Annotated in this window: 24 protein-coding genes, 1 tRNA gene, 2 pseudogenes and 1 other annotated feature; of the genes and pseudogenes, 12 read left to right on the plus strand and 15 right to left on the minus strand. The window is 68.2% G+C overall.

What is annotated here, in order from left to right:
• Positions 1-94 precede the first annotated feature (94 nt).
• Positions 95-1,323 (plus strand): IS3 family transposase gene (locus MRB58_RS21860; RefSeq protein ID WP_244777129.1). Its coding sequence is split into 2 segments (ribosomal slippage): positions 95-389 and positions 389-1,323, totalling 1,230 coding nucleotides; the frame shifts between segments, so codons are not numbered across the junction.
• Positions 376-492 (plus strand) — a sequence feature (AL1L pseudoknot). (Overlaps the previous gene by 117 nt.)
• A 399-nt stretch (positions 1,324-1,722) precedes the next feature.
• Here the strand turns inward: MRB58_RS21860 and MRB58_RS21865 are convergent.
• Genes MRB58_RS21865 through MRB58_RS21885 form a run of 5 tightly spaced genes read right to left on the minus strand, consistent with a single transcriptional unit; the run spans position 1,723 to position 5,754 of the window.
• On the minus strand, positions 1,723-1,875 hold the full coding sequence (locus MRB58_RS21865; RefSeq protein WP_244779201.1) for a hypothetical protein: 153 nt from the start codon (positions 1,873-1,875) through the stop codon (positions 1,723-1,725).
• Positions 1,876-1,904: 29 nt separating this feature from the next.
• Positions 1,905-2,756 carry a substrate-binding domain-containing protein gene (locus MRB58_RS21870; RefSeq protein WP_244779202.1) on the minus strand — a complete coding sequence of 284 codons (852 nt, stop codon included), beginning with the start codon at positions 2,754-2,756 and terminating at the stop codon, positions 1,905-1,907.
• A gap of 30 nt (positions 2,757-2,786) precedes the next feature.
• Entirely contained in the window at positions 2,787-3,950 is a 1,164-nt protein-coding gene (arsJ, locus tag MRB58_RS21875) for an organoarsenical effux MFS transporter ArsJ (RefSeq protein ID WP_244779203.1), read from the minus strand.
• Positions 3,890-4,906, minus strand: a complete 1,017-nt coding sequence (locus tag MRB58_RS21880) for an ArsJ-associated glyceraldehyde-3-phosphate dehydrogenase (RefSeq protein WP_244779205.1) — start codon at positions 4,904-4,906, stop codon at positions 3,890-3,892. Before MRB58_RS21880 ends, arsJ begins: the two co-directional genes overlap by 61 nt.
• A 2-nt stretch (positions 4,907-4,908) precedes the next feature.
• On the minus strand, positions 4,909-5,754 hold the full coding sequence (locus tag MRB58_RS21885; RefSeq protein WP_244779207.1) for a helix-turn-helix domain-containing protein: 846 nt from the start codon (positions 5,752-5,754) through the stop codon (positions 4,909-4,911).
• A gap of 246 nt (positions 5,755-6,000) precedes the next feature.
• Between MRB58_RS21885 and MRB58_RS21890 the strand changes: the two are divergent.
• Together MRB58_RS21890 and MRB58_RS21895 are read left to right on the plus strand one after the other, a co-directional pair.
• Positions 6,001-6,648: pseudogene (locus MRB58_RS21890) on the plus strand (IS5 family transposase); the annotation flags it as partial.
• 131 nt (positions 6,649-6,779) lie between these two features.
• Positions 6,780-7,643, plus strand: a complete 864-nt coding sequence (locus tag MRB58_RS21895) for a hypothetical protein (protein WP_244779208.1) — start codon at positions 6,780-6,782, stop codon at positions 7,641-7,643.
• Positions 7,644-7,856: 213 nt separating this feature from the next.
• Here MRB58_RS21895 and MRB58_RS24860 read toward each other — a convergent pair whose 3' ends face one another.
• A complete protein-coding gene (locus MRB58_RS24860) occupies positions 7,857-7,985 on the minus strand; it encodes a hypothetical protein (RefSeq protein ID WP_256461691.1) in 129 nt (42 codons plus the stop codon).
• Positions 7,986-8,047: 62 nt separating this feature from the next.
• A tRNA-Lys gene (locus MRB58_RS21900) sits at positions 8,048-8,123 on the minus strand.
• A 188-nt stretch (positions 8,124-8,311) separates the two neighbouring features.
• Here MRB58_RS21900 and MRB58_RS21905 point away from each other — a divergent pair.
• Positions 8,312-8,431 (plus strand): annotated as a pseudogene (locus MRB58_RS21905) (IS256 family transposase); the annotation flags it as partial.
• Between the two features lie 87 nt (positions 8,432-8,518).
• Here the strand turns inward: MRB58_RS21905 and MRB58_RS21910 are convergent.
• The 3 genes from MRB58_RS21910 to folK form a co-directional block, all read right to left on the minus strand.
• On the minus strand, positions 8,519-9,364 hold the full coding sequence (locus MRB58_RS21910) for an ATP-binding protein (RefSeq protein ID WP_244779210.1): 846 nt from the start codon (positions 9,362-9,364) through the stop codon (positions 8,519-8,521).
• Positions 9,365-9,532: 168 nt separating this feature from the next.
• Positions 9,533-10,327 carry a dihydropteroate synthase gene (gene folP / locus MRB58_RS21915; protein ID WP_244779212.1) on the minus strand — a complete coding sequence of 265 codons (795 nt, stop codon included), beginning with the start codon at positions 10,325-10,327 and terminating at the stop codon, positions 9,533-9,535.
• Positions 10,324-10,803, minus strand: a complete 480-nt coding sequence (folK, locus tag MRB58_RS21920) for a 2-amino-4-hydroxy-6-hydroxymethyldihydropteridine diphosphokinase (RefSeq protein ID WP_244779214.1) — start codon at positions 10,801-10,803, stop codon at positions 10,324-10,326. The genes folP and folK overlap by 4 nt, the downstream gene beginning before the upstream one ends.
• Positions 10,804-11,128: 325 nt before the next feature.
• On the opposite strand from folK, the gene yajC reads away from it, so the two are divergent.
• The 6 genes from yajC (at position 11,129) to guaA (ending at position 17,033) form a co-directional block, all read left to right on the plus strand.
• On the plus strand, positions 11,129-11,470 hold the full coding sequence (gene yajC / locus MRB58_RS21925) for a preprotein translocase subunit YajC (RefSeq protein ID WP_244779215.1): 342 nt from the start codon (positions 11,129-11,131) through the stop codon (positions 11,468-11,470).
• Positions 11,470-13,098 (plus strand): protein translocase subunit SecD, encoded by a 1,629-nt coding sequence (gene secD / locus MRB58_RS21930; RefSeq protein WP_244779216.1) that lies wholly within the window; start codon positions 11,470-11,472, stop codon positions 13,096-13,098. Before yajC ends, secD begins: the two co-directional genes overlap by 1 nt.
• 3 nt (positions 13,099-13,101) lie before the next feature.
• A complete protein-coding gene (secF, locus tag MRB58_RS21935) occupies positions 13,102-14,064 on the plus strand; it encodes a protein translocase subunit SecF (RefSeq protein ID WP_244779217.1) in 963 nt (320 codons plus the stop codon).
• On the plus strand, positions 14,061-14,450 hold the full coding sequence (locus MRB58_RS21940; protein WP_244782078.1) for an Mth938-like domain-containing protein: 390 nt from the start codon (positions 14,061-14,063) through the stop codon (positions 14,448-14,450). The genes secF and MRB58_RS21940 overlap by 4 nt, the downstream gene beginning before the upstream one ends.
• Positions 14,450-15,301 (plus strand): squalene/phytoene synthase family protein, encoded by an 852-nt coding sequence (locus MRB58_RS21945; RefSeq protein ID WP_244779218.1) that lies wholly within the window; start codon positions 14,450-14,452, stop codon positions 15,299-15,301. Before MRB58_RS21940 ends, MRB58_RS21945 begins: the two co-directional genes overlap by 1 nt.
• 184 nt (positions 15,302-15,485) lie before the next feature.
• A complete protein-coding gene (guaA, locus tag MRB58_RS21950) occupies positions 15,486-17,033 on the plus strand; it encodes a glutamine-hydrolyzing GMP synthase (RefSeq protein WP_244779219.1) in 1,548 nt (515 codons plus the stop codon).
• Between the two features lie 19 nt (positions 17,034-17,052).
• Here guaA and MRB58_RS21955 read toward each other — a convergent pair whose 3' ends face one another.
• Together MRB58_RS21955 and MRB58_RS21960 are read right to left on the minus strand one after the other, a co-directional pair.
• Positions 17,053-17,592, minus strand: coding sequence for an isoprenylcysteine carboxyl methyltransferase family protein (locus tag MRB58_RS21955; RefSeq protein ID WP_244779221.1), 540 nt, complete (start codon positions 17,590-17,592; stop codon positions 17,053-17,055).
• 178 nt (positions 17,593-17,770) lie between these two features.
• Positions 17,771-18,700, minus strand: a complete 930-nt coding sequence (locus tag MRB58_RS21960; protein WP_244779223.1) for an oxygenase MpaB family protein — start codon at positions 18,698-18,700, stop codon at positions 17,771-17,773.
• Positions 18,701-18,871: 171 nt separating this feature from the next.
• On the opposite strand from MRB58_RS21960, the gene MRB58_RS21965 reads away from it, so the two are divergent.
• Together MRB58_RS21965 and MRB58_RS21970 are read left to right on the plus strand one after the other, a co-directional pair.
• Positions 18,872-19,324: a GNAT family N-acetyltransferase gene (locus tag MRB58_RS21965; RefSeq protein ID WP_244779224.1), complete on the plus strand. Its 453-nt coding sequence runs from the start codon at positions 18,872-18,874 to the stop codon at positions 19,322-19,324.
• 58 nt (positions 19,325-19,382) lie between these two features.
• Complete coding sequence (locus tag MRB58_RS21970; protein WP_244779226.1) at positions 19,383-20,123, plus strand: SDR family NAD(P)-dependent oxidoreductase; 741 nt, start codon at positions 19,383-19,385, stop codon at positions 20,121-20,123.
• A gap of 5 nt (positions 20,124-20,128) precedes the next feature.
• On the opposite strand, the gene MRB58_RS21975 is transcribed toward MRB58_RS21970, so the two are convergent.
• The 3 genes from MRB58_RS21975 to MRB58_RS21985 form a co-directional block, all read right to left on the minus strand.
• Positions 20,129-22,348, minus strand: coding sequence for a PAS-domain containing protein (locus tag MRB58_RS21975; protein WP_244779228.1), 2,220 nt, complete (start codon positions 22,346-22,348; stop codon positions 20,129-20,131).
• Positions 22,345-23,424, minus strand: a complete 1,080-nt coding sequence (locus tag MRB58_RS21980; protein WP_244779229.1) for an FIST N-terminal domain-containing protein — start codon at positions 23,422-23,424, stop codon at positions 22,345-22,347. The genes MRB58_RS21975 and MRB58_RS21980 overlap by 4 nt, the downstream gene beginning before the upstream one ends.
• Before the next feature lie 122 nt (positions 23,425-23,546).
• Positions 23,547-24,248 (minus strand): response regulator transcription factor, encoded by a 702-nt coding sequence (locus MRB58_RS21985; protein WP_244779230.1) that lies wholly within the window; start codon positions 24,246-24,248, stop codon positions 23,547-23,549.
• Positions 24,249-24,526 lie beyond the last annotated feature (278 nt).

Genomic DNA, 24,526 nt, shown 5'->3' on the forward strand with positions numbered 1-24,526 from the left:
TGGGATCGCCGAGCCACCGAAACGCTCGGGCGGATAGAACATGAACCGCGCCGGGTCTGCCGGAGGCTCCAACTCCTGAGTAGGATGGAGCCCGATGAGCAGGACGACGAACAAATATTCACCGGAAGTACGCGAGCGCGCGGTTCGGATGGTGTTGGACAATGAACACCAGCACGTGTCCCGCTGGGCGGCGATCCTGTCGATCTCCTCGAAGGTCGGCTGCGCTGCACAGACGTTGAACGAGTGGGTGAAAAAGGTCGAGGTTGACAACGGCAGGCGCGCGGGTGTGCCGAGCGACATGGCCGAGAGGATGAAGGCGCTGGAGCGGGAGAACCGCGAGTTGCGCCAGGCCAACGAGATCCTGCGCAAAGCATCGGCGTATTTCGCGCAGGCGGAGCTCGACCGCCGGTCGAAGACATGATCGCGTTCATCGACGATCACCGGGCCGAGCACGGGGTCGAGCCGATCTGCAAGGCTCTGCCGATCGCCCCGTCCACCTACCATGATCATGTGATGAAGCGGGCCGATCCGACGCGCCGCTCACCGCGGGCGCGCCGCGATGCCGAACTGCGGCCCGAGATCCGGCGCGTGTTCGACGCCAACTTTCAGGTCTACGGGGTGCGCAAGGTCTGGCGGCAGATGCGTCGAGAAGGCTTCCAAGTCGCGCGCTGCACCGTCGCCAGGCTGATGAAGGAGATGGGGATCGAAGGCATTGTTCGGGGTAAACGGGTGCGAACGTCGATTCCCGACAAGGCCGCGCCATGCCCGCTCGACCGCGTCAATCGCCAGTTCCGGGTGCCGGCTCCGAACATGCTCTGGGTGAGCGACTTCACCTACGTGGCGACGTGGCAGGGCTTCGTCCACGTCGCCTTCGTCATCGACGCATACGCCCGCCGCATCGTCGGCTGGCGGGTCAGTCGGACCGCCCATACCGGCTTCGTCCTCGATGCCCTGGAGCAGGCCGTTCACCAGCGTCGGCCGGTAAGGGGAAAAGGCCTGGTGCATCATTCCGACAGGGGGTCGCAGTACCTGGCGATCCGCTACACCGAGCGCCTGGCCGAGGCAGGCATCGAGCCCTCGGTCGGTAGCGTCGGCGACAGCTACGACAACGCGCTGGCGGAGACCATCAACGGCCTCTTCAAGGCAGAGGTCATCCACCGGCGCGGCCCATGGCGCAGCTTCGAGGCCGTCGAGTACGCGACCCTCGAATGGGTCGATTGGTACAACAACCGCCGCCTTCTCGAGCCGATCGGAAACATCTCGCCTGCCGAGGCCGAAGCTCACTACCACGCAGCGCTGGAACTAACGCCCATGGCCGCGTAGCTAAGACAAACTGGCCTCCGGAATTCCCGGTGCAGTTCACAACAGTCGTCTCGATCCAGGGCGAGAGCTATCGCCTGAAGGACAAACGCAAGGCCGGCCTCATCGCCGCAACGGCCCCGAATAGGGAGGCGGCCTGAACACGAGGGGTGGGTCAGATTACGATCGGCGCGATCGCCGAAAGTGGGTCAGATTTGGATCGGCGTTGACAGTTCACCGTCCAACCATCCGTCATCCTCCACCGGTCACCCATCCCCCCAAGGTAATGCTGAGCCTTTTTTGCCAAACAACAAATCACGCCGGAGACTGAACCGTCTGATTCTGATAGGCTGGACTGCCGGCTCGATGGGTTGCTGAGATCGTGCGACCGCGAGGCCCGGCCGTGAAAATACCAGGCGCGTCTCAGTTGCTCGGTGAAGCCATAGGCTTGCCGTCGATCGCATCGCCGGCAACTTGTTCGAAATCCATGTAGTCGAAGTACGGGACAAGACCGGATCCGAAGAGGTAACCGCCCGGATCCATGCCGTTCACGTACTCTCGGACAAACTCGGCCATGCCGGGGACGAGGTCTTCGTGCTGGTTCTTCAGATAGATGAAGAGCGGGCGGGCGACAGCATCGCGATGGTCGTGAAGTCCGGCTCGACGTCCTCGATCGGCACTGCTTTCAGGGTTTCGTCGTGCTCGAAGAGATAACCGTAGCCCATGATGCCGAGCGTATGCGGGGCCTTCTCGATATCGGCGACGATGGCTTCATCGTCTTCGCCGGCTTCAATGTAGGCGCCGTCCGTGCGGACTGTGGAGCAGACCTCCAGCCACTTCGCGGGATCGCTCGCCTCAAGGCCCGTCAGGGCGGCATAGTGCCGGCATCCCGCATGTAGCGCGAGCTCGACGAACGAGTCGCGGGTGCCCGAGGTCGATGGCGGACCGATGACCGAGATCGGTACGTCTGGCAACTCCGGTCGGATGTCGGACCACGAGCGGTAGGGGTTCGCCTTCAGTTCGCCGTCGACCGGCACGGTGGCGGCGAGCGCATCGTAGAGGTCTTTTCGGGTGAGTTGTAAGTCGTCGGGCGAGAAACTGGAGATGGCGAGGGTGAGGCCATCGTAGCCGATCGGCACTTCGGAGATCGGCCAGACGCCGTTTGCGCGGCACCGCTCCCATTCGACCCGCTTCATCGGTCGTGAGGCGCCGGTGATGTCGGGGGTGTCGATGCCGCTGCCGACACAAAAGCGCTCGAAGCCGCCGCCGGTCCCTGTCGATTCCACTGCCGGCCGCGGAAACTTACCGTGTTCGGCAAACTGGTCGGCCACGGCGTTTGTGTACGGATAGACTGTCGACGATCCCACGATGTGGAGACGATCGCGGGCATCGGCCGCAGTCGTAAAGGCGCAGATCGCTACGAGCGCAGGTGCAAGGTATTGCACGATGCGGTTCATGAGCTCCTCCCAGAGAGCAGCGAGGGTCCGTCAGGCACCTTCGGGCGCGAGGACCATCGTTCGTTGAAGTTGTTCGGCAAACACGAAGCTCAGCGCCGACATGAGGGCGGCGGTGGCAAGGCACAGGGTGAGGCCACCGAGCTGATAGCTGACGCCCGACAGCAGCGTGCCGATGAGGCGTCCGGCGGCGTTCGACATGTAGTAGAAGCCGACGTCCATCGTGACCCGCGCCGCGTTGGTGAAGGCGAGGATCAGATAGGAGTGGAGCGAGGAGTTCAGCGCGAACACCACGCCGAAAAGGAGGAGCCCTGCGACCAGTGTGACGGTTAGCCAGTTCGCAGGATCGGGGGCATCTCCTGCCCAGGCCGCGGCGGCGAGCACGGTCGGAATCAGCGTCAGGATGCCAGCCCAGGTGCGGGCGAGACCGACGATCTCGGGCAGCTCCCGATTGCTCGCCTTGAGAAGACGGGGGGCGGCAGCCTGCACGAGGCCATAAGCGATGATCCAGATCGCCATGAATGTGCCGATCTGGAAGAAGGCGGCGCGGTTACCGTCGACGGTCCCGTCCGACAGAACGCTGTAGAAGTAGATCGGGATCCCGACCACGAACCAGGTGTCGCGCGCGCCGAACAGGAAAAGGCGCGCCCCCGACAAGCGGTTGACGTTGGGATCCTTTGAGAACACCTCGCGGAACTTCACGCCTTTGCGTCCAACCGGCAGGCCGGAGGGCATGAAGACCGCCACGGCGGCAAAAATCACCGCTAACGCCGCCCCCATCACCGCCACCGCCCCGGTGAAGCCGACGACGCCGAGGAGCAACGCGCCGAGCAGGAAGCCGACGCCCTTCACGGCGTTCTTCGATCCGGTCAGCACCGCGACCCAGCGGAACAACGCGCCCTTCTCCCCGGCCGGGGCGAGGATCTTCACCGCGCTCTTGGAGCTCATCTTGGCGAGGTCCTTGGCGACGCCCGACACGCCCTGAACCGCCATCACGAACGCGACCGAGACCGCCACCTGCCACGTAGGGTCGAGCTGTGTCAGCGCCGCGAGCGCCAGGATCTGCAGCACCAAGCCGGCATAGAGCGTGGAGGTGAGGCCGAACCGGGCGGCGATCCAGCCGGCCGACAGGTTCGTCACGATCCCCATGAACTCGTAAAGCAGGAAGAGGTAGGCGAGCGCCAAGCATAGCCCCACTCGTTATCGTACCAGGCGTAGACCTTCACCTGCGTGCCGTTGACGACCATGGTCGAGGGACCGTCGACAATCGCCGAGCGCGGGTCGTTCAGGAAGTCGGACGAGACCAGCGGGCGCTCCTCGAAGCCGAGGATACCCTGGAGCGGCCCTTCGGCGGCGGCGGCGCGGAAGAGGCCGTTCACCTCCTCCACCGTGGTCACACGCTGCATCTCGAACACGCAGTCGGTGAGTGAGGCGTTGAGGAGCGGCACGCGCACGGCGTGGCCGTTGAGGCGGCCCTTCAACTCGGGGTAGATCAAGGTGATTGCAGTTGCCGATCCGGTCGTCGTCGGGATGAGGTTGAGGAGCGCCGAGCGGGCGCGGCGCGGATCCTTCGCTGGCCGGTCCACCATCGTCTGGGTGTTGGTGACGTCGTGGATCGTGGTGATCGAGCCGTGGGAGATACCGATCTCCTCGTGCAGCACCTTCACCACGGGGGCGAGGCAGTTGGTCGTGCAGCTCGCCGCCGTGATCAGCCGGTGCTCGGCCGGATCATAGAGGTCGTGGTTGACGCCGTAGACGAGGTTGAGCGCGCCGCCGTCTTTCACGGGCGCGGAGACGAGGACTTTCTTAACACCGGCGGAGAAATAGGGCTCCACCTTGGCGCCCGTCTTGAAGACGCCAGTGCAATCGATGACGAGGTCGATGCCCAACTCGCCAAGCGGCAGCGCCTCGATACCGCGAGCCTGTGTGAAGTGCATGCGCCGGCCGGCGACGACTAGCGCGTCGGCTTCGTGGCCGAACTCCTGTCGCCAGCGACCATGCACGCTGTCAAACTCGAGCAGCATGGCGTGTTGGGACGGGTCGCCGACCGGGTCATTGAGAAGGAGAATGTCCCCGGCGATTCCATCCTCGACGAGCGAGCGCAGGACGAGTTTGCCGATGCGGCCGAGGCCGTTGATCGCAATCCTTGCCAAGGTCAGGCTCCTTTGCCGGCGCGGCTGCCGCCGATGGCGTCGAGCTCGCTCTGCAGCGACAGCGCGTCGAGAGTTTCGACCGGAAGCGCCGCGAAGCGTTCCAGACGCTGCTGGATCGCGTCGTAGGCGGTGGCAAACGCGGCAGCCCGATCGGCCCCTTCGACGGCGCTCGGCCGCGAAATTCCCCAATGAGCGGTGAGGGGAAGCCCAGGCAACGGTGGGCAATCCTCGTTCGCGGCCTGGTCGCAGACGGTGATCACATAGTCCATGACCGGCGCGCCCGGTCGCTCGAAGTCCGCGACCGCCTTCGGTTTCAGGCCGTCCGTGTCGTGGCCCCTCGCCGTAAGGACAGAGACCGCCTCCGGGTTGAGCCTCCGGTTCGGTTTCGTCCCCGCCGAGTAGGCGCGGAACCGGCCGTTACCGTTGCGATTGAGGATCGCCTCGGCAAACTGCGAACGCGCAGAATTGCCCGAGCACACGAAAAGGACGTTGCGCGCACCGCCCGCGCGGACCGCCGCCAATCGCTGCAGGGAACGCGCGGCGAGCGGCTCGCACAGGTCCGGCCGGCCGCGGCAGCAGTCGTTCACCAGGAAGTCGACCAGCGTGCCGACCCGTTTCAGGTCGATGCCATAGTACACCGAACGCCCCTCTCGCCACGTCGTGAGGATTCCAGCACGCGTGAGCGTCGTGACATAGACCGAGAGTGTGTTGGGCTTGAGGTCGAGCGCCTCTGCGATCTCGCTCGGTCGCACGCCATGGGGTGCGCGACGGGCGAGCAGCCGGAACACGGCGAGGCGTCCGGGATGGCCGAGGGCAGTGAGGGCTTCTGCGTCAAGTTCGTGATCCATTATTCATGGATACATGAATTCTAAGTCTGGACCAAGTGACATTTCTGCGACGTCTCGCTGACCGCTTACATTCCCTCTTCCACAACAACAAAGATAACGATTGGCCGCTCTTCATTCCGAGATCGTCGGGATACGATAATATCCTCTATCTTCTGATGGTTAGCGGCGGCTGCTGCCCTCTTGGACGATCAGCAACAGCGTTGCCGAGTGTCCGCTTTTTGCCAACTCATCGCGGTAGGGGCATGTCCGCTGTTGGGACGTCCCGCTTTGGAAAGGGCAATCCTGACGGGGATTGTGTTCGTTCTGAGGACAGGAACGCCGTGGGAGCACCTTCCGCGTGAGGTGTGCGAGTGCTCGGGGAAGACCTGCTGGCGGCGGCTGCTCTCCTGGAGGCAGGGTCGGGGTCTGGGATGCGCTTCACCGCGCCTTCGTTGATCGCCTGGGGCGGAACAAACGGATCGACTCGACGGATCGCGGCCGAGCATGTTCGAAACGCCATGTGATCTGCGATGCGAACGGCATTCCCCTCGCCGCGCGGATCACCGAAGCCATCGTGGTCGACAGCAGAAAGCTGGAAGAGATGGTCGACGCCACTCCCGTTCGCCAGACAATCGGCCGCCCACGCAAGCGTCCGGCGAAATTTCACGCAGACAAGGGCTACGACTACCAGCACTGCCGCCGGGCGCTGAGGCAACGCCGCATCGGCGACCGGATCGCCCGCAAGGGGATCGAGAGCTCGCAGCCTTCGGTCGCCGCCGGTGGGTGGTCGAGCGAACCATCGCTTCGTTCTCGCGCTTCCGCCGGCTCACCGTCCGCTGCGATCGACGCGCCGACATCCACGCCGCTTTCACCAAGCTCGCCGCCGCTATGGTCACACTCCGATTCTGCACGAGGCGCTCTTTTGTTAGGCGCTCTAAGGACATCGGAGCCCGTGTGATACGCGACGTGATTGGACACTTTTCATGCGTGCGTAAATGTAGCGCACCCGCGCCGCATGCGCGTCCATCCTCTGCCGAGAAGGTCCCATGACGCTACGCTGCCTCGCCGTTTTCGCCGCTCTCGCATTCAGCGTCGCCGCCCCAGCACAAGCCCAGCAGAACGCGTACGGAGGTCACGACATCGTCGGACCCATGCAGCGCGACGAGATCGACTACGCGGAGACCCGCGGCTGGCTGGTGTTTACGGCGGGATCACGCAGCGGACACGCCTATTGCGTTGCCGAGATCAACCGGCGCGACGGATCGCCGGTCCGGCTGGGGTGGGACGGGCTTCAGTGGCAGCTCGCGGTTCCCGTCGCCTCGCGGCCGGACTGGCAGGGCACGCTGCGGATCGACGGCAACGGAAGCGGTCAGGGCTACGGCCGGGGCGGCGACTACATCTCCGGTACATCCATGGACGGATGGACGATCGCCTGGCTCGGCCGAGCCGAGCTCGACGGTCTGCGCAAGGGCAACGAGGCCGTGTTGAGCGTGGAAAAGTTCGATTACGACTTCCCGCTCACCGGGGTGACCGCGGCGAGCCTCAAGGTGCAGGAATGCGTGGAGCGCGGCCGCGACGCCGGTACTGGCGACCGGGCTGCCCCCGCCCGCACGGCGGCGGCCCGGGCCGACGGTTGCCCCGCTCCCGGCAGCCTGAGATCCGCGCCGTCCTCCCAGCCGGCCACGCTCCACATCGCCAACAGCAGCTTCCGGCCGCTACGTATCTACTGGATCGACCACGAAGGCCAGCGTCAGCTGTACCAGGAGCTGGACCACGGACAGGACTACCGGCAGCCGACCTATATCGGCCATCCCTGGATCGCCGTCGACGACGCGGGAAACTGCGTAGGCCATGTGATGACCGCGCACAGCCCTGGCGACAGCATCCAGGAGATTTTTGGCGACGACTGAGCAGAGCTGCCGTTCAGCCGGTCCCACTGCGCAGCCGATCGTCGATATAGAGGATGCCCAGCGGGCGGTTCCCCTCGACTATCGCAGCCCCACTCGGTCGGAGGCCACCCGGCACCACCAGCCGCCCGTCGCCGGCCTCGCGCGAACGACGGATCCCCGGTCGGGCTAGTGGAGGCGCCGCCGCCGCAGCCGGGCGACAACTACTATTATGCCTCAATGATCCACCGGCTGAGCCCGCCGCAGACGCGTCACCTCCTCCACCCGGATGCCGCCTATGGCGATGATGCCGAGGATGGACGTGATGACCGGGGCGACGTCGCTGCCGCCGAAGGAACGCCACACCTTCGCCAGCTCTTCGAGCGACAGGAACCTGTCCCGCGTGACGGAGCGGCTCTCGCGAAATTTGGTACGCCCGCCGGGACTCGAACCCGGGACCTGCCGATTAAAAGTCGGATGCTCTACCAGCTGAGCTACAGGCGCGCTTGGCCCCGGTTACTGCGTTCAGCCGAGCGGTGCAAGTCGCGGCCGAGGTGCTCCCGGAAAATTGGACCGGTTCCCTGTGTCGTGAACTCATGGTCCGGGATTCCCAAATGATCGCGCCCATGATTCAAACTCCTGTCAGTCAGGAGTTGCGAGTTGCGGTGACGTCCCGGGAGGTGGTGTAGCTGCTGGTCGCCGGCCAGATGTGCCCGAAGCTGCCGAAGCTCGCCACCCTCATGGATACCGCAGAGGAGGACGTTCTGGCCTACATGACCTTGCCAGCCCAGCATCGCGCCAAGCTTCACAGTTGCGAGGGGCGCGGGCGTGCGGCGGCACGCGCGCCCCGTTTTCACGGTTCTCGCCGAAGAACAGGGGCGAGCACCAACCGGAGGCCGTCACAGCGTGGCGCGTACGCCCGTGCGGCCGGCGAGGTCCTGGACGTACTGCCAGGCGACGCGGCCGGAGCGGCTGCCGCGGGTGGTGGACCACTCCAGCGCGTCGCGGCGCAGCTCTTCGGCGTCGACCGGGATCGCGAACGCGGCGACGTAGCCGTTCACCATCGCGAGGTAGTCGTCCTGGGTGCACTTGTGGAAGCCCAGCCAGAGGCCGAACCGGTCCGACAGGGAGACCTTTTCCTCGACCGCATCGCCCGGATTGATCGCCGTGCCGCGCTCGTTCTCGACCATCTCGCGCGACAGGATGTGCCGGCGATTGGACGTCGCGTAGAAGAGAACGTTCTCCGGGCGGCCCTCGATGCCGCCGTCGAGCACAGCCTTCAGCGACTTGTACGAGGTCTCGCCGGCGTCGAAGGAGAGGTCGTCGCACAAAATGATGAAGCGGTGGGGGGCAGGGCGCAGCGCACTCATCAGGGTGGGAAGGGCGGAGATGTCCTCGCGGTGGATCTCGACGAGCTTCAGTCCCTCGATCTCGGCATGGATCGCCTTCACCAACGAGGATTTTCCCATCCCGCGGGCGCCCCAAAGCAGGGCATTGTTGGCCAGCAGGCCGTCGGCGAAGCGGCGCGTATTGTCGAGCAGGCGGTCGCGGTTTGCGTCGATCCCCTTAAGGTTGGAGAGGCCGACGCGGCTGACCTTCGCAACCGGCATGAGGCGACCGGTTTCGGCCTGCCAGAGGAAGGCGTCGGCGGCCTCGAAGTCCGGGGTCGGAGTGGCCGGAGGGGCCATGCGCTCGAGGGTCGCGATCAGCCGGTCAAGGCGGTCGATAAGGGCGTCGTTCGTCATCGTCGCAGTTCGGTCTCGGCGGTGGGGAGGAAGCGTACCGGGCGGCACCCTCCACGTCCTGCGCCCGCAGCGCGAGCCGGTCAAGCCGATGCCGCCGCAGATCGCCGTGCCGCGCGCGCCGGGGCGGCGCACCGCGCACCCGCAGCCTGCGCGGGTCAGCCGGCACGGTCAGCCGGCGTCAGCCCGCAGCCGCGCCCGGAGCGCGGCGTGCCGGGCGACGTTGTGGACCCGGATATAGTCCGCGCCCTGCAGCATCAGCACGCCGGAGAGGGCGAGGGTGACGTCGTCGCGCTCGCACGCCGGCACGTCCGTCACCGTCGCCATGAAGGACTTGCGCGAGTGGCCGACCAGCAGCGGGCGGCCGAGGGCGTGTAGCAGCGGCAGGCGCGCCAGAACATCGAAGGCGTGCCGCGGCGTGGTGCCGAAGCCGATGCCGGGATCGAGGATCACCCGCGCGGGGTCGACGCCAGCGGCGGCCAGCCGGTCGAGCCGCGCGGCGAACCAGGCATCGACGTGTGCGATCATGTCGGTCCCGGCCGGCAGCGTCTCTCCGCTCACCACCGGCACCGACAGCGCATGCATGATGACGAGCGCGACGTCCGAGCCGGCGACCACGGCGGCCATCTCCGGACCGCCGCCGCACACGTCGTTGATCCAGTCGACCCCGGCGCCGATCGCCCGCTCGGCGGTCGCGGGATTGCGCGTGTCGACGCTGACCTTGGCGCCGCGGGCGTGGGCGAGGCGGACGATCTCCGGCAGGCAGGGGGCGAGCCGGTCCCACTCCTCCTCCGGCGTCACCGCGGAGCCGCCCGGCCGCGTCGACTCGGCGCCGACGTCGATCACGTCGGCCCCGTCCTCGAGTTGGTCCGCCGCCTCGGTGATCGCCGCGTCCGGTGCCAGGCTGGGCTGGGCGTTGGCGAACGAATCGGGGGTGACGTTGACGATGCCGACGATCCGGGTCACGCGCCGGCCTCGAGGTCGGCGAGCATGTCGGCGACGGTGCGTCCGCTCGCCGGGTGGCGCCATTGCGGATCGATCTCGGCCCAGGGACGCAGCACGAAGAGCCGGCCGGCGATTTCGGGATGCGGGATGGTCAACCGCTCGCTCTCCAGCACGGTGTCGCCCCAGGCGAGGATGTCGATGTCGATCAGGCGGGGGGACCAGCGCGGGCCGGGGCGGCGGCCGAGCGCGTGCTCGATCTCCTTGGTGGCGGTGAGCAGCGCGTCCGGCGCCAGCGCGGTGTCGATCTGCACGACGGCGTTCAGGTACGAAATGTCCCACTCCTTCGGCGCGCCGGGCGGCAACAGCGCGGGCGTGACGTGGCGCGACGAGGCGGCGATGAGGGTCGCGGGGAGGTCCGTCAGCGCGGCCTCCGCCTGGTCGAGCATCGCCGCGCGCTCGCCCAGATTGCTACCGAGCGCGAGGGTGGCCACGGGCACCGATGGTCTCCAGTTCTTGTTCGACGGGCCCCACATAGCCCGACAGCCGCCGGGGTCAATCGGCAGGGAGGGTCGCGCCGGCGCTTCATCCACCGCCGCATCGACCCACCGAGCGCCCCGCAGGACGATACGCAGGCGCGGCCCATCGGGATGACGGATCGCTCCGCCCGGCAGCTCCGATGGCGGCCCGAAGCGCTCGCATGACGGCACAACTGGAGCAGCTTGCCGCGCCCGCGTTGCAATCCAATGTCGGAACGTCTAACTCCGGCGGAACCCCGAGCCGGGCGTTCATCCCGCGCGCGGCCATCCGTTCATAAGGTAGGTCATGTTCATCACAGAAGCCTTTGCGCAGGCTCCCGGCGGCGCTGGTGGTGGCGCTGGTTTCATCGTTCAGCTCGCCCCGTTCCTGCTGATCTTCGTCATCATGTGGTTCCTCATCATCCGGCCGCAGCGGCAGCGGATGAAGCAGCACCAGGCGATGGTCGCCGCACTGAAGCGCAACGACACGGTCGTCACCGCCGGCGGTCTGATCGGCAAGGTCACGAAGGTGGTCGACGACGGCGAGCTCGAGATTAAGTTCGGCGACAATGAGCCGGTGCGCGTCGTGCGCTCGACCATCACCGAAGTCCGCGCCAAGCCCGAGCCTGCGGCGGCGGCCAACGACTGATGCTTCACTTCCCACGCTGGCAGTCGGTTCTCATCGTACTCGCCGTCATTCTGGGCGTGGCGGCGGTGATCCCCAACCTCGTCCCCCGTTCGTGGGTGGCGGCGCTGCCGTCGTGGCTGCCTAAAGAGCGCATCGTCCTGGGCCTCGACCTGCAGGGCGGTGCCTATCTGCTCTACCAGGTCGACCAGGAAGACTACATCCAGTCGCGCCTGCGCACCGTCACCAACGATGTCCGCGAGACGCTGCTCCAGGCCCCGCGCATCGGCTATACCGGTCTCGGCGTCGTCGACAACGGCGTCGAGGTCCGCATCCGCGACAACACCCGGATCGACGAGGCGGCGCAGCGGCTCAGCCAGTTGCGCAACCCGCTGGGCCAGGGCGTGTTTTCTCAAGGCGGCGTCAACGAGTTCGCCTTCACCCAGGGCGACAACGGCTTGATGCGCCTGTCCTTCACGGAGGAGGGGCTCGCCCAGCGCATCCGCTCGATCGTCGACCAGTCGATCGAGGTGGTCCGCCGCCGCGTCGACGAGTTGGGCACGACCGAGCCCAACATCCAGCGCCAGGGCGAGGATCGCATCCTGGTCGAGGCGCCGGGCGGTGATCCGGAGCAGCTCAAGAGCCTCGTCGGCACCACCGCACAACTCACCTTCCATCTGGTCGACACCTCGGTCAATCCGAACTCGATCCTGGAGCGGGGCCGCGCCCCGGCCGGCAAGATGCTCCTGATGACGTCGGAAGAGAACGAGTACGAGCCGGGCGTGCCCTACGTCGTCGACGAGGCGCCGCTGATCACCGGCGAGGACCTCACCGACGCGCAGCCCGCGTTCGAGCAGCAGACCAACGAGCCGGTCGTCACCTTCCAGATGACCACCAGCGGCGCGCGGCGCTTCTGCGACGTGACCACGCGCGAGGCCGCCGCCCGGACCCCGTTCGCCATCGTGCTGGACGACGAGGTGGTCTCGGCCCCCTCGATCCGCGAGCCGATCTGCGGCGGCGCGGGTCAGATCTCGGGATCGTTCTCGGTCCAGAGCGCCAACGACCTCGCCATCCTGCTGCGCGCGGGCGCGCTGCCGGCCGCGCTGACGCTGGTCGAGGAACGCACCGTCGGCCCCGGCCTCGGCGCCGATTCGATCGCCGCCGGCGAGACCGCGGCCATCGTCGCGGCGGTGCTCGTCGCCGGCTCGATGGTCCTCGTCTACGGGCTCTTCGGCGTCATCGCCAACATCGCCCTGGTGGTGAACATCGTCCTCATCATGGGGCTGCTGTCGCTGCTCGGCGCGACGCTGACGCTTCCCGGCATCGCCGGCATCGTCCTGACGATGGGCATGGCGGTGGACGCCAACGTGCTGATCTACGAGCGTATCCGCGAGGAGGGCAGGGCCGGGCGCAGTCCCATCCTGGCGATCGACGCGGGCTTCAGCCGCGCCTTCGCCACCATTCTCGACGCCAACGTCACGACGCTGATCGCGGCGGTGATCCTGTTCCAGCTCGGGTCCGGCCCGGTGCGCGGCTTCGCCGTCACGCTGGCGATCGGTGTGCTGACGACGATCTTCACGGCGTTCCTGTTCACCCGGCTCATGGTGGCGATGTGGGTTCGCCGCCGTCGCCCGACCGAAGTGCCGGTGTAAGTCATGAAGCGTCTCAACCTTCCCAGCGATACCAAGATCCCGTTCATGCGCTACCGCGTGCCGGCGCTGATCGGCTCGGTGATCGCGTGCATCCTGTCGCTGGCGCTGTTCGCGCTGGTCGGCATGAACTACGGCATCGACTTCCAGGGCGGCACCATGGTGGAGCTGCGGTTCGAGGAGCCGCGGCCCATCGCCGACATCCGCCAGGAGGTCGGCAACCTGGGCCTCGGCGACGTGCAGATCGTCGAGTTCGGCGAGCCGACGGACGTGCTGATCCGCGTCGAGGAGCAGCCGGGCGGCGAAGAGGCGCAGCAGCTCGCGGTGATCCAGCTGCGCGAGCTCTACGCCAACGACGCCGAGTTCCGGCGGGTCGAGGTCGTCGGACCGCGCGTCTCCGGCGAGCTGGCCCAGGCGGGCCTCATCGCGGTCGTGACCGCGCTCCTGGCGATCATGATCTACATCTGGCTGCGGTTCGAGTGGCACTTCGCCATCGGCGCGGTGCTGTGTACCCTGCACGACGTGGTACTGACGATCGGCCTCTATTCGGCGACCCAGCTCGACTTCAACCTCACCTCGATCGCGGCGGTGCTGACCATCGTCGGCTATTCGCTGAACGACACCGTCGTCGTCTACGACCGGGTGCGCGAGAACCTGCGACGCTACAAGCGATTGCCGATGTCGGAGCTGATCGACCTGTCGGTCAACCAGATGCTGTCTCGCACGTTGATGACCTCGATCACCACATTGCTGGCGTTGGCGGCGTTGTTCGTCTTCGGCGGCGAGGTCATCCGCTCGTTCACGTTCGCGATGATCTGGGGCATCGTGGTCGGCACCTACTCGTCGATCTTCATCGCCGCGCCGCTGCTGATCACGCTGAACCTGCGTCCCGGCCGCGCGCCGGGCGGCGGAACGGGCGACGGCGACGACGAGGCCGCGGCCGGGGACGCGGAGCCGTCCGCAGCCTGATGGCCGGCCTCGTCATCCGTGACGCGCACTTTCCGGGGCGGGCGCCGATCGATGCCTACGGCAACGGCGGCTTCCGCTTCGCGCAGATGAGCCACCGCGGCTCGCTGATGTGCGTGCCGTCCGGCATCTACGGGTGGGAGCCGCAGGAATCGGGCGAGATCACGTTCGATTCGCTCGCCCGCGTCTTGGACGAGCGCAACGAGATCGACGTGCTGCTCTTGGGTGTCGGCACCGTGCCGTTCCCGCTGCAAGCGCAGGTGGCGGCGGCGCTCCGCTCGGGCGGCGTGCGGTTCGACACGATGACCACCGGCGCCGCGGTCCGCACCTTCAACGTGATGGTGTCCGAGGAACGGCGGGTGGCGGCCGCGCTGATCGCCGTATCCTGATGAGCATCGAAGACGCGGTCCGCCAAGGCGACCGCACCGCCTGGCTGGCCGCGCTGTTCGCGCCGGAGCCGGCCCGGCCCGCACTTCACGCGCTGGCCGCCTACCGGGTCGAGCTGGGCCGCATCGTCGAGACCGTCCGCGATCCGATGGCCGCCGAGATCCGCCTGCAATGGTGGCGCGACGCCATCCGTGACGAAGGCTTCGGCGCCGGCCGCTCGGTCCCGCTGGTCGACGCCCTGCGCGAGGGCGCCAGGCGCTACGAGTGGCCGCTGGACACGCTCTGCGCCGTCAGCGAAGCCTTCATCCACGATCTCTACGCCGACCCGCTGCCCGACTGGGACGCCTTCGACGGGTACGCCGGCGAGGCCTGCGCCGCCCCCGTCCAGCTCGCCGCGATGACGCTGTGCGTCGAAGCGCTCGGCAAGCCCGCCGGCCTCGCCGCCGCCCGCACCGCGGCGACCGCTGCGGGCTACGCCGGCGTCGCCCTCGCCGCGGCGGATGTCGCGCTCACGGTGCCCCGCCGTTTCGCACGCGGGTCCAGTCTCATCCCCGTGGCGGCCTGGCGTGCGGCGACCGGCGAGGACCAGGCCGCCTCGATGGCCGCCGGGCGCCTGCCCGAGGGGGCGGACCGCGCCGCCCGCGCCGTCGCCGCCCACGGCCGCGCCGCCGACGAGGCGATGCGCCGCCACCTCGCCGCGGTCGCACCGCAGGCGCGCGCCGCCTTCCTCCCTGCCATGACCGCTCGCCGCGCCCTCGCCACCCGCGCACCCCTGTCGGAGCGCCGCCCCGCCTCCTGGCGCACGCAGCTGGACCTCTGGTGGGCCGCCAAACGCCTCGACCGGCTGGACTGACGACCCGACGCTGTCCCGCCGCCGGCCGTCGAAACACCGGTGGGCGCAGGAGGCGTCCGCGGTATCCGGCGGGCGACCGGGCGCGCGAGCGCGAGCCGCCGCGCGTAGTGTTTCGGCGGGGATTGCGGGGCGGAAATGCGCTTCCGGACGTGGTGGACGGGCGCGAATTGTGCCATCAGACGCCATGGCGCACGACACTATCCTCATCGTCGATTTCGGCTCGCAGGTCACCCAGCTCATCGCACGGCGCGTGCGCGAGGCCGGGGTCTTTTCGGTGGTCGCTCCCTTCCAGGAGGCCGCGGCCGCTTTCGCCGAGCACCAGCCCTGCGGGGTGATCTTCTCCGGCGGTCCCGCCTCGACCCACGCGGAGGGCTCCCCCAGAGCCCCGCAGGAAATCTACGACGCCGGCGTCCCCCTCATGGGCATCTGCTACGGGCAGATGGCGATGACCGAGCAACTCGGCGGCCGCGCCGAAGGCAGCGACCATCGCGAGTTCGGCCGAGCCGAGATCGAGGTCGTCTCCGAGAGCCCCCTCATCGACGGTATCTGGTCCCCCGGCGAGACGCACACCGTCTGGATGAGCCACGGCGACCGCGTGGTCGAGCCGGCGCCGGGCTTCCAGATCGTCGCGCGCTCGCCCGGCGCGCCCTTCGCCATCATCGCCAACGAGGAGCGGCGCGCCTACGGGCTGATGTTCCACCCGGAGGTGGTCCACACGCCGGACGGCGCGCGCCTCATCGAATCCTTCGTGCGCCGCATCTGCAAGGCCACCGGCGACTGGACCATGGCCGCGTTCCGCGAGGAGGCGATCGCCAGGATCCGCGCCATCGTCGGCGATGGGCGGGTCATCTGCGGCCTCTCCGGGGGCGTCGATTCCACCGTCACCGCCGTGCTGCTGGCGGAGGCGATCGGCGACCGGCTCACCTGCATCTTCGTCGACCACGGCCTCCTGCGCGAGAACGAGGCGGCCGAGGTGGAACGCATGTTCGCCGGCCGCAACGACGTCGTCTTCAACAAGGTCGACGCGGCCGAGACCTTCCTCGGCGCGCTCGAGGGCGTCACCGATCCGGAGATGAAGCGCAAGACCATCGGCCGCCTCTTCGTCGAGGTGTTCGAGAAGGAAGCCAAGGCCGTGAAGGGCGATTTCCTCGCCCAGGGCACCCTCTATCCGGACGTGATCGAGAGCGTGTCGGCCACCGGCGGCCCGTCCGTCACCATCAAGAGCCATCACAATGTCGGCGGCCTGCCGGAGAAGATGGGGCTGAAGCTGGTCGAGCCGCTGCGCCTGCTCTTCAAGGACGAAGTGCGCGCGCTGGGCCGCGAGTTGGGCCTGCCCGACACGTTCGTCGGCCGCCATCCGTTCCCCGGGCCGGGGCTCGCCATCCGCTGCCCCGGCGCGATCACCCGCGAGGGCCTCGACGTGCTGCGCCGGGCCGACGCGATCTTCATCGAGGAGATCCGCGCCGCCGGCCTCTACGATCACATCTGGCAGGCCTTCGCGGTGCTCCTTCCGGTCGAGACGGTGGGCGTCATGGGTGACGCGCGCACCTACGAGAAGGTACTCGCCCTGCGCGCCGTCACCTCGACCGACGGCATGACGGCCGATATCTACCCCTTCGACGTCGCCTTCCTGGGCCGCGTCGCGTCGCGGATCGTCAACCAGGTGCGGGGCGTCAACCGCGTCGTCTACGACGTGACGTCCAAGCCCCCCGGCACCATCGAGTGGGAGTAGGGGGCGAGCGGCGGCCGGCTCAGTAGCGGGCGAACGTTCCGCGCATGACCCGCTCCTCCTGGCGGATTCGTACCGTCAGCGGCACCATGTAGATTGCCAGCCCCACCACCAGCGTCACCCAGGCCTGCAAGGTCACCGCGTAACCGACCAGCTCCGGCAGGATGTTGAGGTAGTAGTTGGGGTGGCGCACCGCGCGGAAGAGCGGGTGGGTGACGAGGTCGTGATCGCGGGCGATGATCAGCTTCACGGTCCAGAACCGGCCCAGCAGCGCGATCACGACCACCAGCATCACCGCACCGAAGGCGTAGATCGCGAGACCCGTAACGCTCACCCAGTCGAACGGGGCGGGGCGGACGAGATACTCGGCGAGCCCCGCGAGATAGAACCCGATGTGCGCCAGCGCGATCGCCCGTGAGTTGGCGGCCCCGTGTTCCACCGCCCCCACGGCCTTCATCGCCGCCTCGTTGCGGATCGAAATGGCGAGGGTGACGAGGCGGAAGACGACGGCGAGGCCGACGAAGGCGATGAAAAAAGCGGATCCGTCAGCGGGACCGGGCATGGGACTCTCCGAGAAGATCGAGTGAAATGAGGATGACTCCGCGCTCGAACCGGCGGCCGAGATGCCCTGCGATACGGCCCCATCGATCCCGGCACAATCCCGGCGAATCCACGCTCAAAATCTTTTATCTTATTGAAATTATTTAGATAATTACCGGAAGACGGACGCGGGTGCCGCGTCACACTTCGGTGAGTGTGCTGACCGGCACACCGAGGCGGCGGCAGGCTTGCACCGCCGGTGCCGAAGGGAGGAGGATGCGCTCGGCCGCCCCGCCGATCCGGCGCAGCACGGCCACCTCGGCGCGGCTCGCGCCGTACGCGTCGCCGAGGCCCACCCGGTGGCGCACCACACCCGGTATCAGTTCCACCGCCCCGCGCACCATCAGGCGCTGCAGCGGCCGCAGTCCGCGCGGCAGCGCCGGCGACGTGCGCATCAGCTCAAGAAACTCGAAGATGATGGGAGAAGCCTCCAGCCGCGGCCGCGTCCGCTCGAGCAGCCCGTCCCACTCGGCTAGCGAGGCGGGGGCGCCGGTCGCGCCATAGAGCCGCGCCGCCGCCTGCGTCTCGGCGAACGCCCGGGAGAGCGCGGCATCGTCGAGCGGGCGCACGAAGCGACTGTAGCCGCTGGCGAAACCGAAGGTGGCGGTCGCCTGTACCCAGTCGAGCAGAGCGACGTCGTCGGCGCGGTAGGGCGTGCCGGCAGGTGTCTCGCCGGTGACGCGCGCGTGCATCCGGTTGACGCCGGCGATCATCGCCTCCGCCTTCGAGCGCGGGCCGTAGACGGTGACCATCGCCGCCTGGCCGGTCCGCTGCAATCGCCGCACCGGCTCGCGGCGAAACGACGAATGCTCCCACACGCCCGAACGGACTGAGGGTTCGGCCAGCTCCAGGATCACCGCCGCGACACCCCCGGTGAAGAGCGCCACCGGGTTCTTGAAGATTTTCCAGGAGAGCGAATCGGGAGCGATCAGCGCGGCCTCTCCAGGGGGAACGCGGAAGTCGATCGCGGCCATATCGTCGGGCTGCGAGAGGCGCGCGACCGCCGTGTCCAGCCGTCGCAGCAGCCCCGGCGGCATGAGCCGCGGCGCCCATGTGTCACTCCGGCCCATCGTGCGCCCTCCGAACGCGCCCGGCGCGACGCGGCGCCGGCCCCGTGGGGATCTAGGGGCCACATCGCGATTGTGAACGGGGGGTCACGGCACGCGCGGACTTGATCGGCGCCGCCAATTCTCCCAGACCTTGCGCCGGTCCGCCGACGGGCCGCAGCTTAAGGGGAAACGATGGCAACCCGCGTGACGATCCGCCCGGTGATCGCGGCCGACGAGGCCGAGTGGCGCCGCCTCTTCAAGGCCTACCACGTGTTCTACGAGGCCAGCGTGACCGATGCCGTCTACACGGCGACGTTCGCCCGCATCCTCGGCGACGACCCGTGGCAGCCCTTCGGCCTCATCGCCGAGGTGAACGGGCGCGCGGCCGGCCTCGTCCACTACCTCTTCCACAGCCACACATGGCGCGAGGAGCGCATCACCTACCTCCAGGACCTCTATGCCGACCCGGACGTGCGTGGTCACGGCGTCGGCCGAGCACTGATCGAGGCGGTCTACCGCGCGGCGGACGAGGCCGGGGCGCCGGGCGTCTACTGGACCACGCAGCACTTCAACGAGACCGCGCGCCTGCTCTACGACCGGATCGGCGAGCTGACGCCGTTCATCAAGTACCAGCGCCCGCGCTGACCTTGTGCCGGGAGGCCGCGGCGGGTGATATCGCGGCCAACCATAAAAGGAAGCGCTCATGCAGATGGACTTTTCCGGCCGCGTCGCGGTCGTGACGGGCGGTGCCCAGGGGATCGGCGGCGCGGTGGCGACCCAGCTCGCCGCCGCCGGCGCCACCATCGCCCTTTGGGACATGGACCGCACCCTGGCCGAGACCCACGCCGCCACCCTCGGCAAGGCGATCGCGGTGCAGGTGGACGTGTCGGACTACGCCTCGGTCGAGGCGGCGCACCGCGAGACGGTCGCAGCGCTCGCGGAGGTGGACATCCTCGTCAACTCGGCGGGCGTCGCCGGGCTCAACGCCACCGTGGCGGACTATCCGGTCGACGAGTTCGCCAAGATCTGCGCCATCAACCTCCTCGGCACCTTCCACACCAACAAGGTGGTGGTACCGGCGATGCGGGCGCGCAATTACGGGCGCATCGTCAACATCGCGTCGATCGCCGGCAAGGAAGGCAACCCCAACGCCTCGGCCTACTCGGCATCGAAGGCGGGGGTGATCGGCTTCACCAAGAGCCTCGGCAAGGAGCTGGCGGACGTGAACGTCGCGGTCAACTGCGTGACCCCGGCCGCAGCCCGCACGCGCATCTTCGACCAGATGAGCCGAGAGCATATCGACTACATGCTCTCCAAGATCCCCCGCGGGCGCTTCCTGGAGGTCGACGAGGCGGCGGCGATGATCGTCTGGCTCGCCAGTGAGGCCAACAGCTTCACCACCGGCGCCGTATTCGACCTGTCGGGCGGGCGCGCCACCTACTGAGCGGCTCAGGCGACCTCGAGCTTCTCGACCATGTCGGCCCGGAGCGCGGTCAGGATCGCCTCCGGGTCGATCGGCTTGGGGATGAAGACGATGCTTTCGGCCGCGCACGCGTCCTGGTTGGGGCGCGAGCGGTCGGAGGTGATGAGGCAGGCCGGCACCGGTCCCGCCAATGCCCGCAGGCGGCGGATGACGTGGATGGCCGAATGCGCCTCCGCGTGCCGTGCGGCCACCAGCACCGCGTCGGGCACGATGCCGATCTCCTCCAGCAGAGCCTCGGCATCCTCGCCCGAGGCGGCCTCCAGCGTGGTGAGGCCCCAGCACTCCATCAGCGCGGTCAGCGCCTCGCGCGTCGCGGCCTGCGGGTCGATGAGGAGGGCGACGCGGCCGGAGAGGTCGGACTCCTCGTCCGCGTCGTCGCGCCGGGCCTTGTCCACCGGCTGCACGCCGGGGGCGGCGGCGTAGGCGCTGACGGCAAAGCACGTGCCGCGCCCCTCCACCGATTCGAGGTCCAGCCGATGACGCAGCAGGTTGCACGCCCGCTCGACGATGGCGAGGCCGAGCCCCATGCCTTCGCTGGCGCTCGCCGACGCGTTCAGCCGGCGGAACTCCTTGAAGACGTTCTGCCGCTGCGAGGCGGGGATGCCCGGCCCCGTGTCGTGCACCTCGACGCGCCACAGCGGGCCGCACCGCCGCGCGCCGATCAGCACCCGGCCGGAGGTGGTATATTTCACCGCGTTGGCGATGAGGTTCTGCAGCACACGCCGGAACGTCTTGGCGTCGGTGCGGATGACGCCGGAGGAGGGCACGACGCGCAGGTCCAGCCCCTTGCGGGCCGCCAGCGGGCCGAACTCGTCGGCGAGCTGGCTCATCAGCGAGGCAAGCGAGACGTTGCCGATCTCCAGCGTGGTCGCGCCCGATTCGAGGCGCGACATCTCGAGCAGCGCATCGAGGATCGCCTCCACGCTGCCCAACGCCCCTTGCGCCTTGCGGGCGACGTCGCGCACGTTGATGCTCGCCGGGTCCGCCTCCAGCGCCGACAGGTAGAGCTTGGCCGCCGACAGCGGCTGCAACAGGTCGTGGCTCGCCGCCGCCACGAAGCGCGACTTGGTGGCATTGGCCCGCTCCGCGGCGGCGACCGCCTCGGACAGCTCGGCCGTGCGTTCGGCGACCCGGCGCTCCAGCGTCTCGTTCGCCTCGGTGGTGACGCGCACCGCCTCGCGCTCGGCGGTGACGTCGGTGAAGGAGACGACGAAGCCCTGGTCCGGCATCGGCTGGGCGGAGACGGAAAGCGTCAGCGGACCGCAGCGCGCGTCGAACTGGGTGCCGGTGCCGCGCGGCTCGTGCGCCATCCAGGCCTGCAGGCGCATCAGGCTGCCGCCGCGGGAGATGGGCGCGCCGTCCAGCATTCCGGCGAAGACCGCCGCGAACGGCGCCCCCAGCCACAGCCGCGTGATCGGCACCGCCAAGAGCTCGCTGACGTGCGTGTTCCAGCCGACGAGCCGCGCCTTCGCGTCGAAGATGCACACGCCCTGGCTGATGTGCTCCAGCGTGGCGTGGATGATCCGGGCCTGATCGTCGAGCAGCCGTTCGCGCTCGCGCCGCTCGATGCGGATGATGTCCGACACGTCGGTCTGCAGGATCACCGTGCCGCCGGCCGAGGTGCGGTGCTCGCTCACCTGGATCCACCGCTCGCCCATCAGGCGGACCGAGAAGTTGACGTGCTCGTCCTTGTGGCGCGCGCGGCGGTTGGCGGCCCAGGTCGCCGGCGTCTCGCCCGGCGGCAGCGCCAGATGCGCGCTGGCGGCGATGAGGTCGACATATCCGTCGAACGACAGACCCTTGACGAGGCGGGTCTTCACGTCGGCGATCGTGGCGCAGAAGCGGCTGTTGTACATCACCAGCCGGTCGTCCGAATCGAACAGGCCGAAGCCCTCTTTCACCGTCTCGATGGCGTTGTTGAGGTCGCTCTGCGCGCGCCGCGCCGTCTCGGTCGCCTGGGCGAGGCGGGCATTGGAATCGTTCAGGAGGTCGAGCGCCTTGTTGAGGTCGCTGGTGCGGGCGCGGACCTCCTTCTCCAGCCGCGCCGACCGCTCGAACTGCGCGTAGGCCGCACCGCTGCCGGTGGTTGACTGTTCCACTCGCGCCATCAGCGCGCTGGTGATCTTGAGCAGCTTCTCGTAGCGCTGCTGTAGCGGGGCCTCGGGGTCGAGGCTCATCTCGATCATGTCGGCACCGGCGGATAGATCGCGACGCCGGTCAGCGTCTGGTTGACGTGCAGTCCGTTGACCTGCTCGCCGTAGGTCGAGAAGCCGACGACGCCGTGCTCGGCCAGCAGCGAGGAGATGGCGCCGACGAGCTGTTTCTCCTCCGCCTCCTTGCGACGCAGCACGCAGTCCGCGGCGAGGATGATGTCCGGTCGCCCCTCCGCCGCCAGGATGCCGAGTTCGCCCGCCAGGTGCTCCACCATGGGCTTGGCGTCCGCGAGGGTGAGGACGAGACCCTGGTCGATGGCGCAGAAGAAGATCAGCTCGCCGGTCTCGGTCACCTTCTGGATGGCGCGCACGTAGTGCTGGCCGCCCATGCGCACCACCACCGGGTGCGCGGCGAAGGTGAACGTGGTGAGCTGCTCGGGATCCTTGCCCAGGATGCGGGCGTATTCACGCGCGGCCGGCTCGGCGTTGATTTCGCGCACCAGGCGGCGTTCCGGGTCGGCCTCGGTGACCACCATGCGCTTCTCGGTCGGACGCAGGTGGTCGGTCTTGAAGACCTTCACGCGGCAGGAGGTGCGCACCAGCGCCACCACCGCGGCGTTGCGCAGCGTTCGGCCGCCGGCCGACACCAGCGTCTTGCGGAAGTCCGCCCCGTCGCCGGCCGATCCGCCGAACACCGGCGTCGAGCCGAGGCCCATCGCCAGCGTCGCGGTGAGCTGGTCCTCCATGCGCGACAGCCCGTCCACCATGAGGAAGGCGAATTCCTCGGTGAAGCGGGCGTGCTCGCGGGCCAGCTCGGCGCGCGTGGTGGTCACGCGGTCGATCAACGCGGGGTGCGAGAAATCCGACAGGTCGGGCACCACCACGACCCGCGCCGCGAAGTTGGCGCTGGGGAAGCCGACGGCGACGATGGTGCCGTCGGTATAGCCGTCGTCGGCGATCTCGCCTGCGGTGGTGCAGGCGATGACCTCCGCCGCCTCGAAGGCGGCGCGAGCGTCTGCGACGACCCGCGCGAAGTCGGCTCGGGGCGAGACGAACAGTGCGATCAGCGCGAACGGTCCTGGCCCCAGCCCGGTCTTGAGCCGAGCCACGGGCGCCGGGTCGTCACAAAAGACGGTGGCCCGACGGACAGTCCGTTCCCTGATCGACGGACCAATGGCCGCGTCCACGGGGTTTCCTCACTCAGACTTGCTGTTTTATCTTTTGTTCAAGCCTAAGCTTTGTCTGGCCCTTCATGCAAGTGGAGCGGGTGCCCCGCCTCGCGAGCCAGGAGAACCGCCTGCGTGCGGTTCTGCACGCCGAGCTTGCGCATGATCGCGGTGACGTGCGCCTTCACCGTCGTCTCGGCGATCGACAGGTCGTAGGCGATCTGCTTGTTGAGCTTGCCCTCGCACATCAGGTCGAGGATGCGTCCCTGCTGCCGCGTCAGGCGCGAGAGCTTGGCGACGATCCCGTCCGCCTTGTGCGCCGCGGTCTGCGCCAGCTCCAGCGATTCGGCCGGGAAGTAGGGCTCGCCCCGGCTGATCGTGTCGAACGCCTCGCGGAAGACGTCGCGCGCGCTGTGTTTGGGGACGTACCCCACTGCGCCCATGCGGATCGCCGAGGCGATCACGCGCGCGTCCGTCACGGAGGAGACGATGAGGATCGGCGTCTGCGGCGCCAGCGCCTTCATCCGGGCGAGGCCCTCCAGCCCCTCGATGTCGGGAAGCTGGAGATCGAGGACGATGACGTCGGCGGCCACACCCTCCTCGATCAGGGCGAGGGCCTGGTTCAGCCGCTCGGCCGTGGCGATGACGGTGATGCCGCAGGCGGCCTGGAGCGTCATCGCCAGCGCATCGGAAAACAGGGGGTGGTCCTCGACGATGAGGGCCGAGGAGAACGAGGCGAGGGCGGGTGTCAGCTCTGGCGAAGGCATTATTGTCATACCGCGGACACCGGTTGGGCCTGTCACAGCGAGCCCGACAGGATCGCCCGCTGATTGGTTCATTTTGGCGACAAGGCGGGGCGATTGAGGCGCGGCGTGTGCCGTTCGGTCCACGAGCTGCCTGCCATTCGTCTCTCCCTGCCGGTTTGTGAAGTCGTCGTGATCTCGCATTCGGGCCCGGCGTCACGGCGCCGAGCGGTCGGTCGAGTATCGGCCTGTGCGGTTACGCGCTGAAATGCGACGTTGGTCGTATGTTACCGCAGGCACCC

This window comes from Acuticoccus sp. I52.16.1, assembly GCF_022865125.1.
In the GTDB taxonomy this organism is placed as follows: Bacteria; Pseudomonadota; Alphaproteobacteria; order Rhizobiales; family Amorphaceae; genus Acuticoccus.

Coding starts and splice junctions, on each gene's coding strand:
- guaA (WP_244779219.1), top strand. CDS start 15,486: ATGGCGCACGACACTATCCTCATCGTCGATTTCGGCTCGCAGGTCACC.
- MRB58_RS21965 (WP_244779224.1), top strand. CDS start 18,872: ATGGCAACCCGCGTGACGATCCGCCCGGTGATCGCGGCCGACGAGGCC.
- secF (WP_244779217.1), top strand. CDS start 13,102: ATGAAGCGTCTCAACCTTCCCAGCGATACCAAGATCCCGTTCATGCGC.
- secD (WP_244779216.1), top strand. CDS start 11,470: ATGCTTCACTTCCCACGCTGGCAGTCGGTTCTCATCGTACTCGCCGTC.
- MRB58_RS21985 (WP_244779230.1), bottom strand. CDS start 24,248: ATGCCTTCGCCAGAGCTGACACCCGCCCTCGCCTCGTTCTCCTCGGCC.
- MRB58_RS21895 (WP_244779208.1), top strand. CDS start 6,780: ATGACGCTACGCTGCCTCGCCGTTTTCGCCGCTCTCGCATTCAGCGTC.
- MRB58_RS21970 (WP_244779226.1), top strand. CDS start 19,383: ATGCAGATGGACTTTTCCGGCCGCGTCGCGGTCGTGACGGGCGGTGCC.
- MRB58_RS21870 (WP_244779202.1), bottom strand. CDS start 2,756: ATGAACCGCATCGTGCAATACCTTGCACCTGCGCTCGTAGCGATCTGC.
- MRB58_RS21885 (WP_244779207.1), bottom strand. CDS start 5,754: ATGGATCACGAACTTGACGCAGAAGCCCTCACTGCCCTCGGCCATCCC.
- MRB58_RS21945 (WP_244779218.1), top strand. CDS start 14,450: ATGAGCATCGAAGACGCGGTCCGCCAAGGCGACCGCACCGCCTGGCTG.
- MRB58_RS21975 (WP_244779228.1), bottom strand. CDS start 22,348: ATGATCGAGATGAGCCTCGACCCCGAGGCCCCGCTACAGCAGCGCTAC.
- MRB58_RS21960 (WP_244779223.1), bottom strand. CDS start 18,700: ATGGGCCGGAGTGACACATGGGCGCCGCGGCTCATGCCGCCGGGGCTG.
- yajC (WP_244779215.1), top strand. CDS start 11,129: ATGTTCATCACAGAAGCCTTTGCGCAGGCTCCCGGCGGCGCTGGTGGT.
- MRB58_RS21955 (WP_244779221.1), bottom strand. CDS start 17,592: ATGCCCGGTCCCGCTGACGGATCCGCTTTTTTCATCGCCTTCGTCGGC.
- MRB58_RS21865 (WP_244779201.1), bottom strand. CDS start 1,875: ATGGCCGAGTTTGTCCGAGAGTACGTGAACGGCATGGATCCGGGCGGT.
- MRB58_RS21910 (WP_244779210.1), bottom strand. CDS start 9,364: ATGACGAACGACGCCCTTATCGACCGCCTTGACCGGCTGATCGCGACC.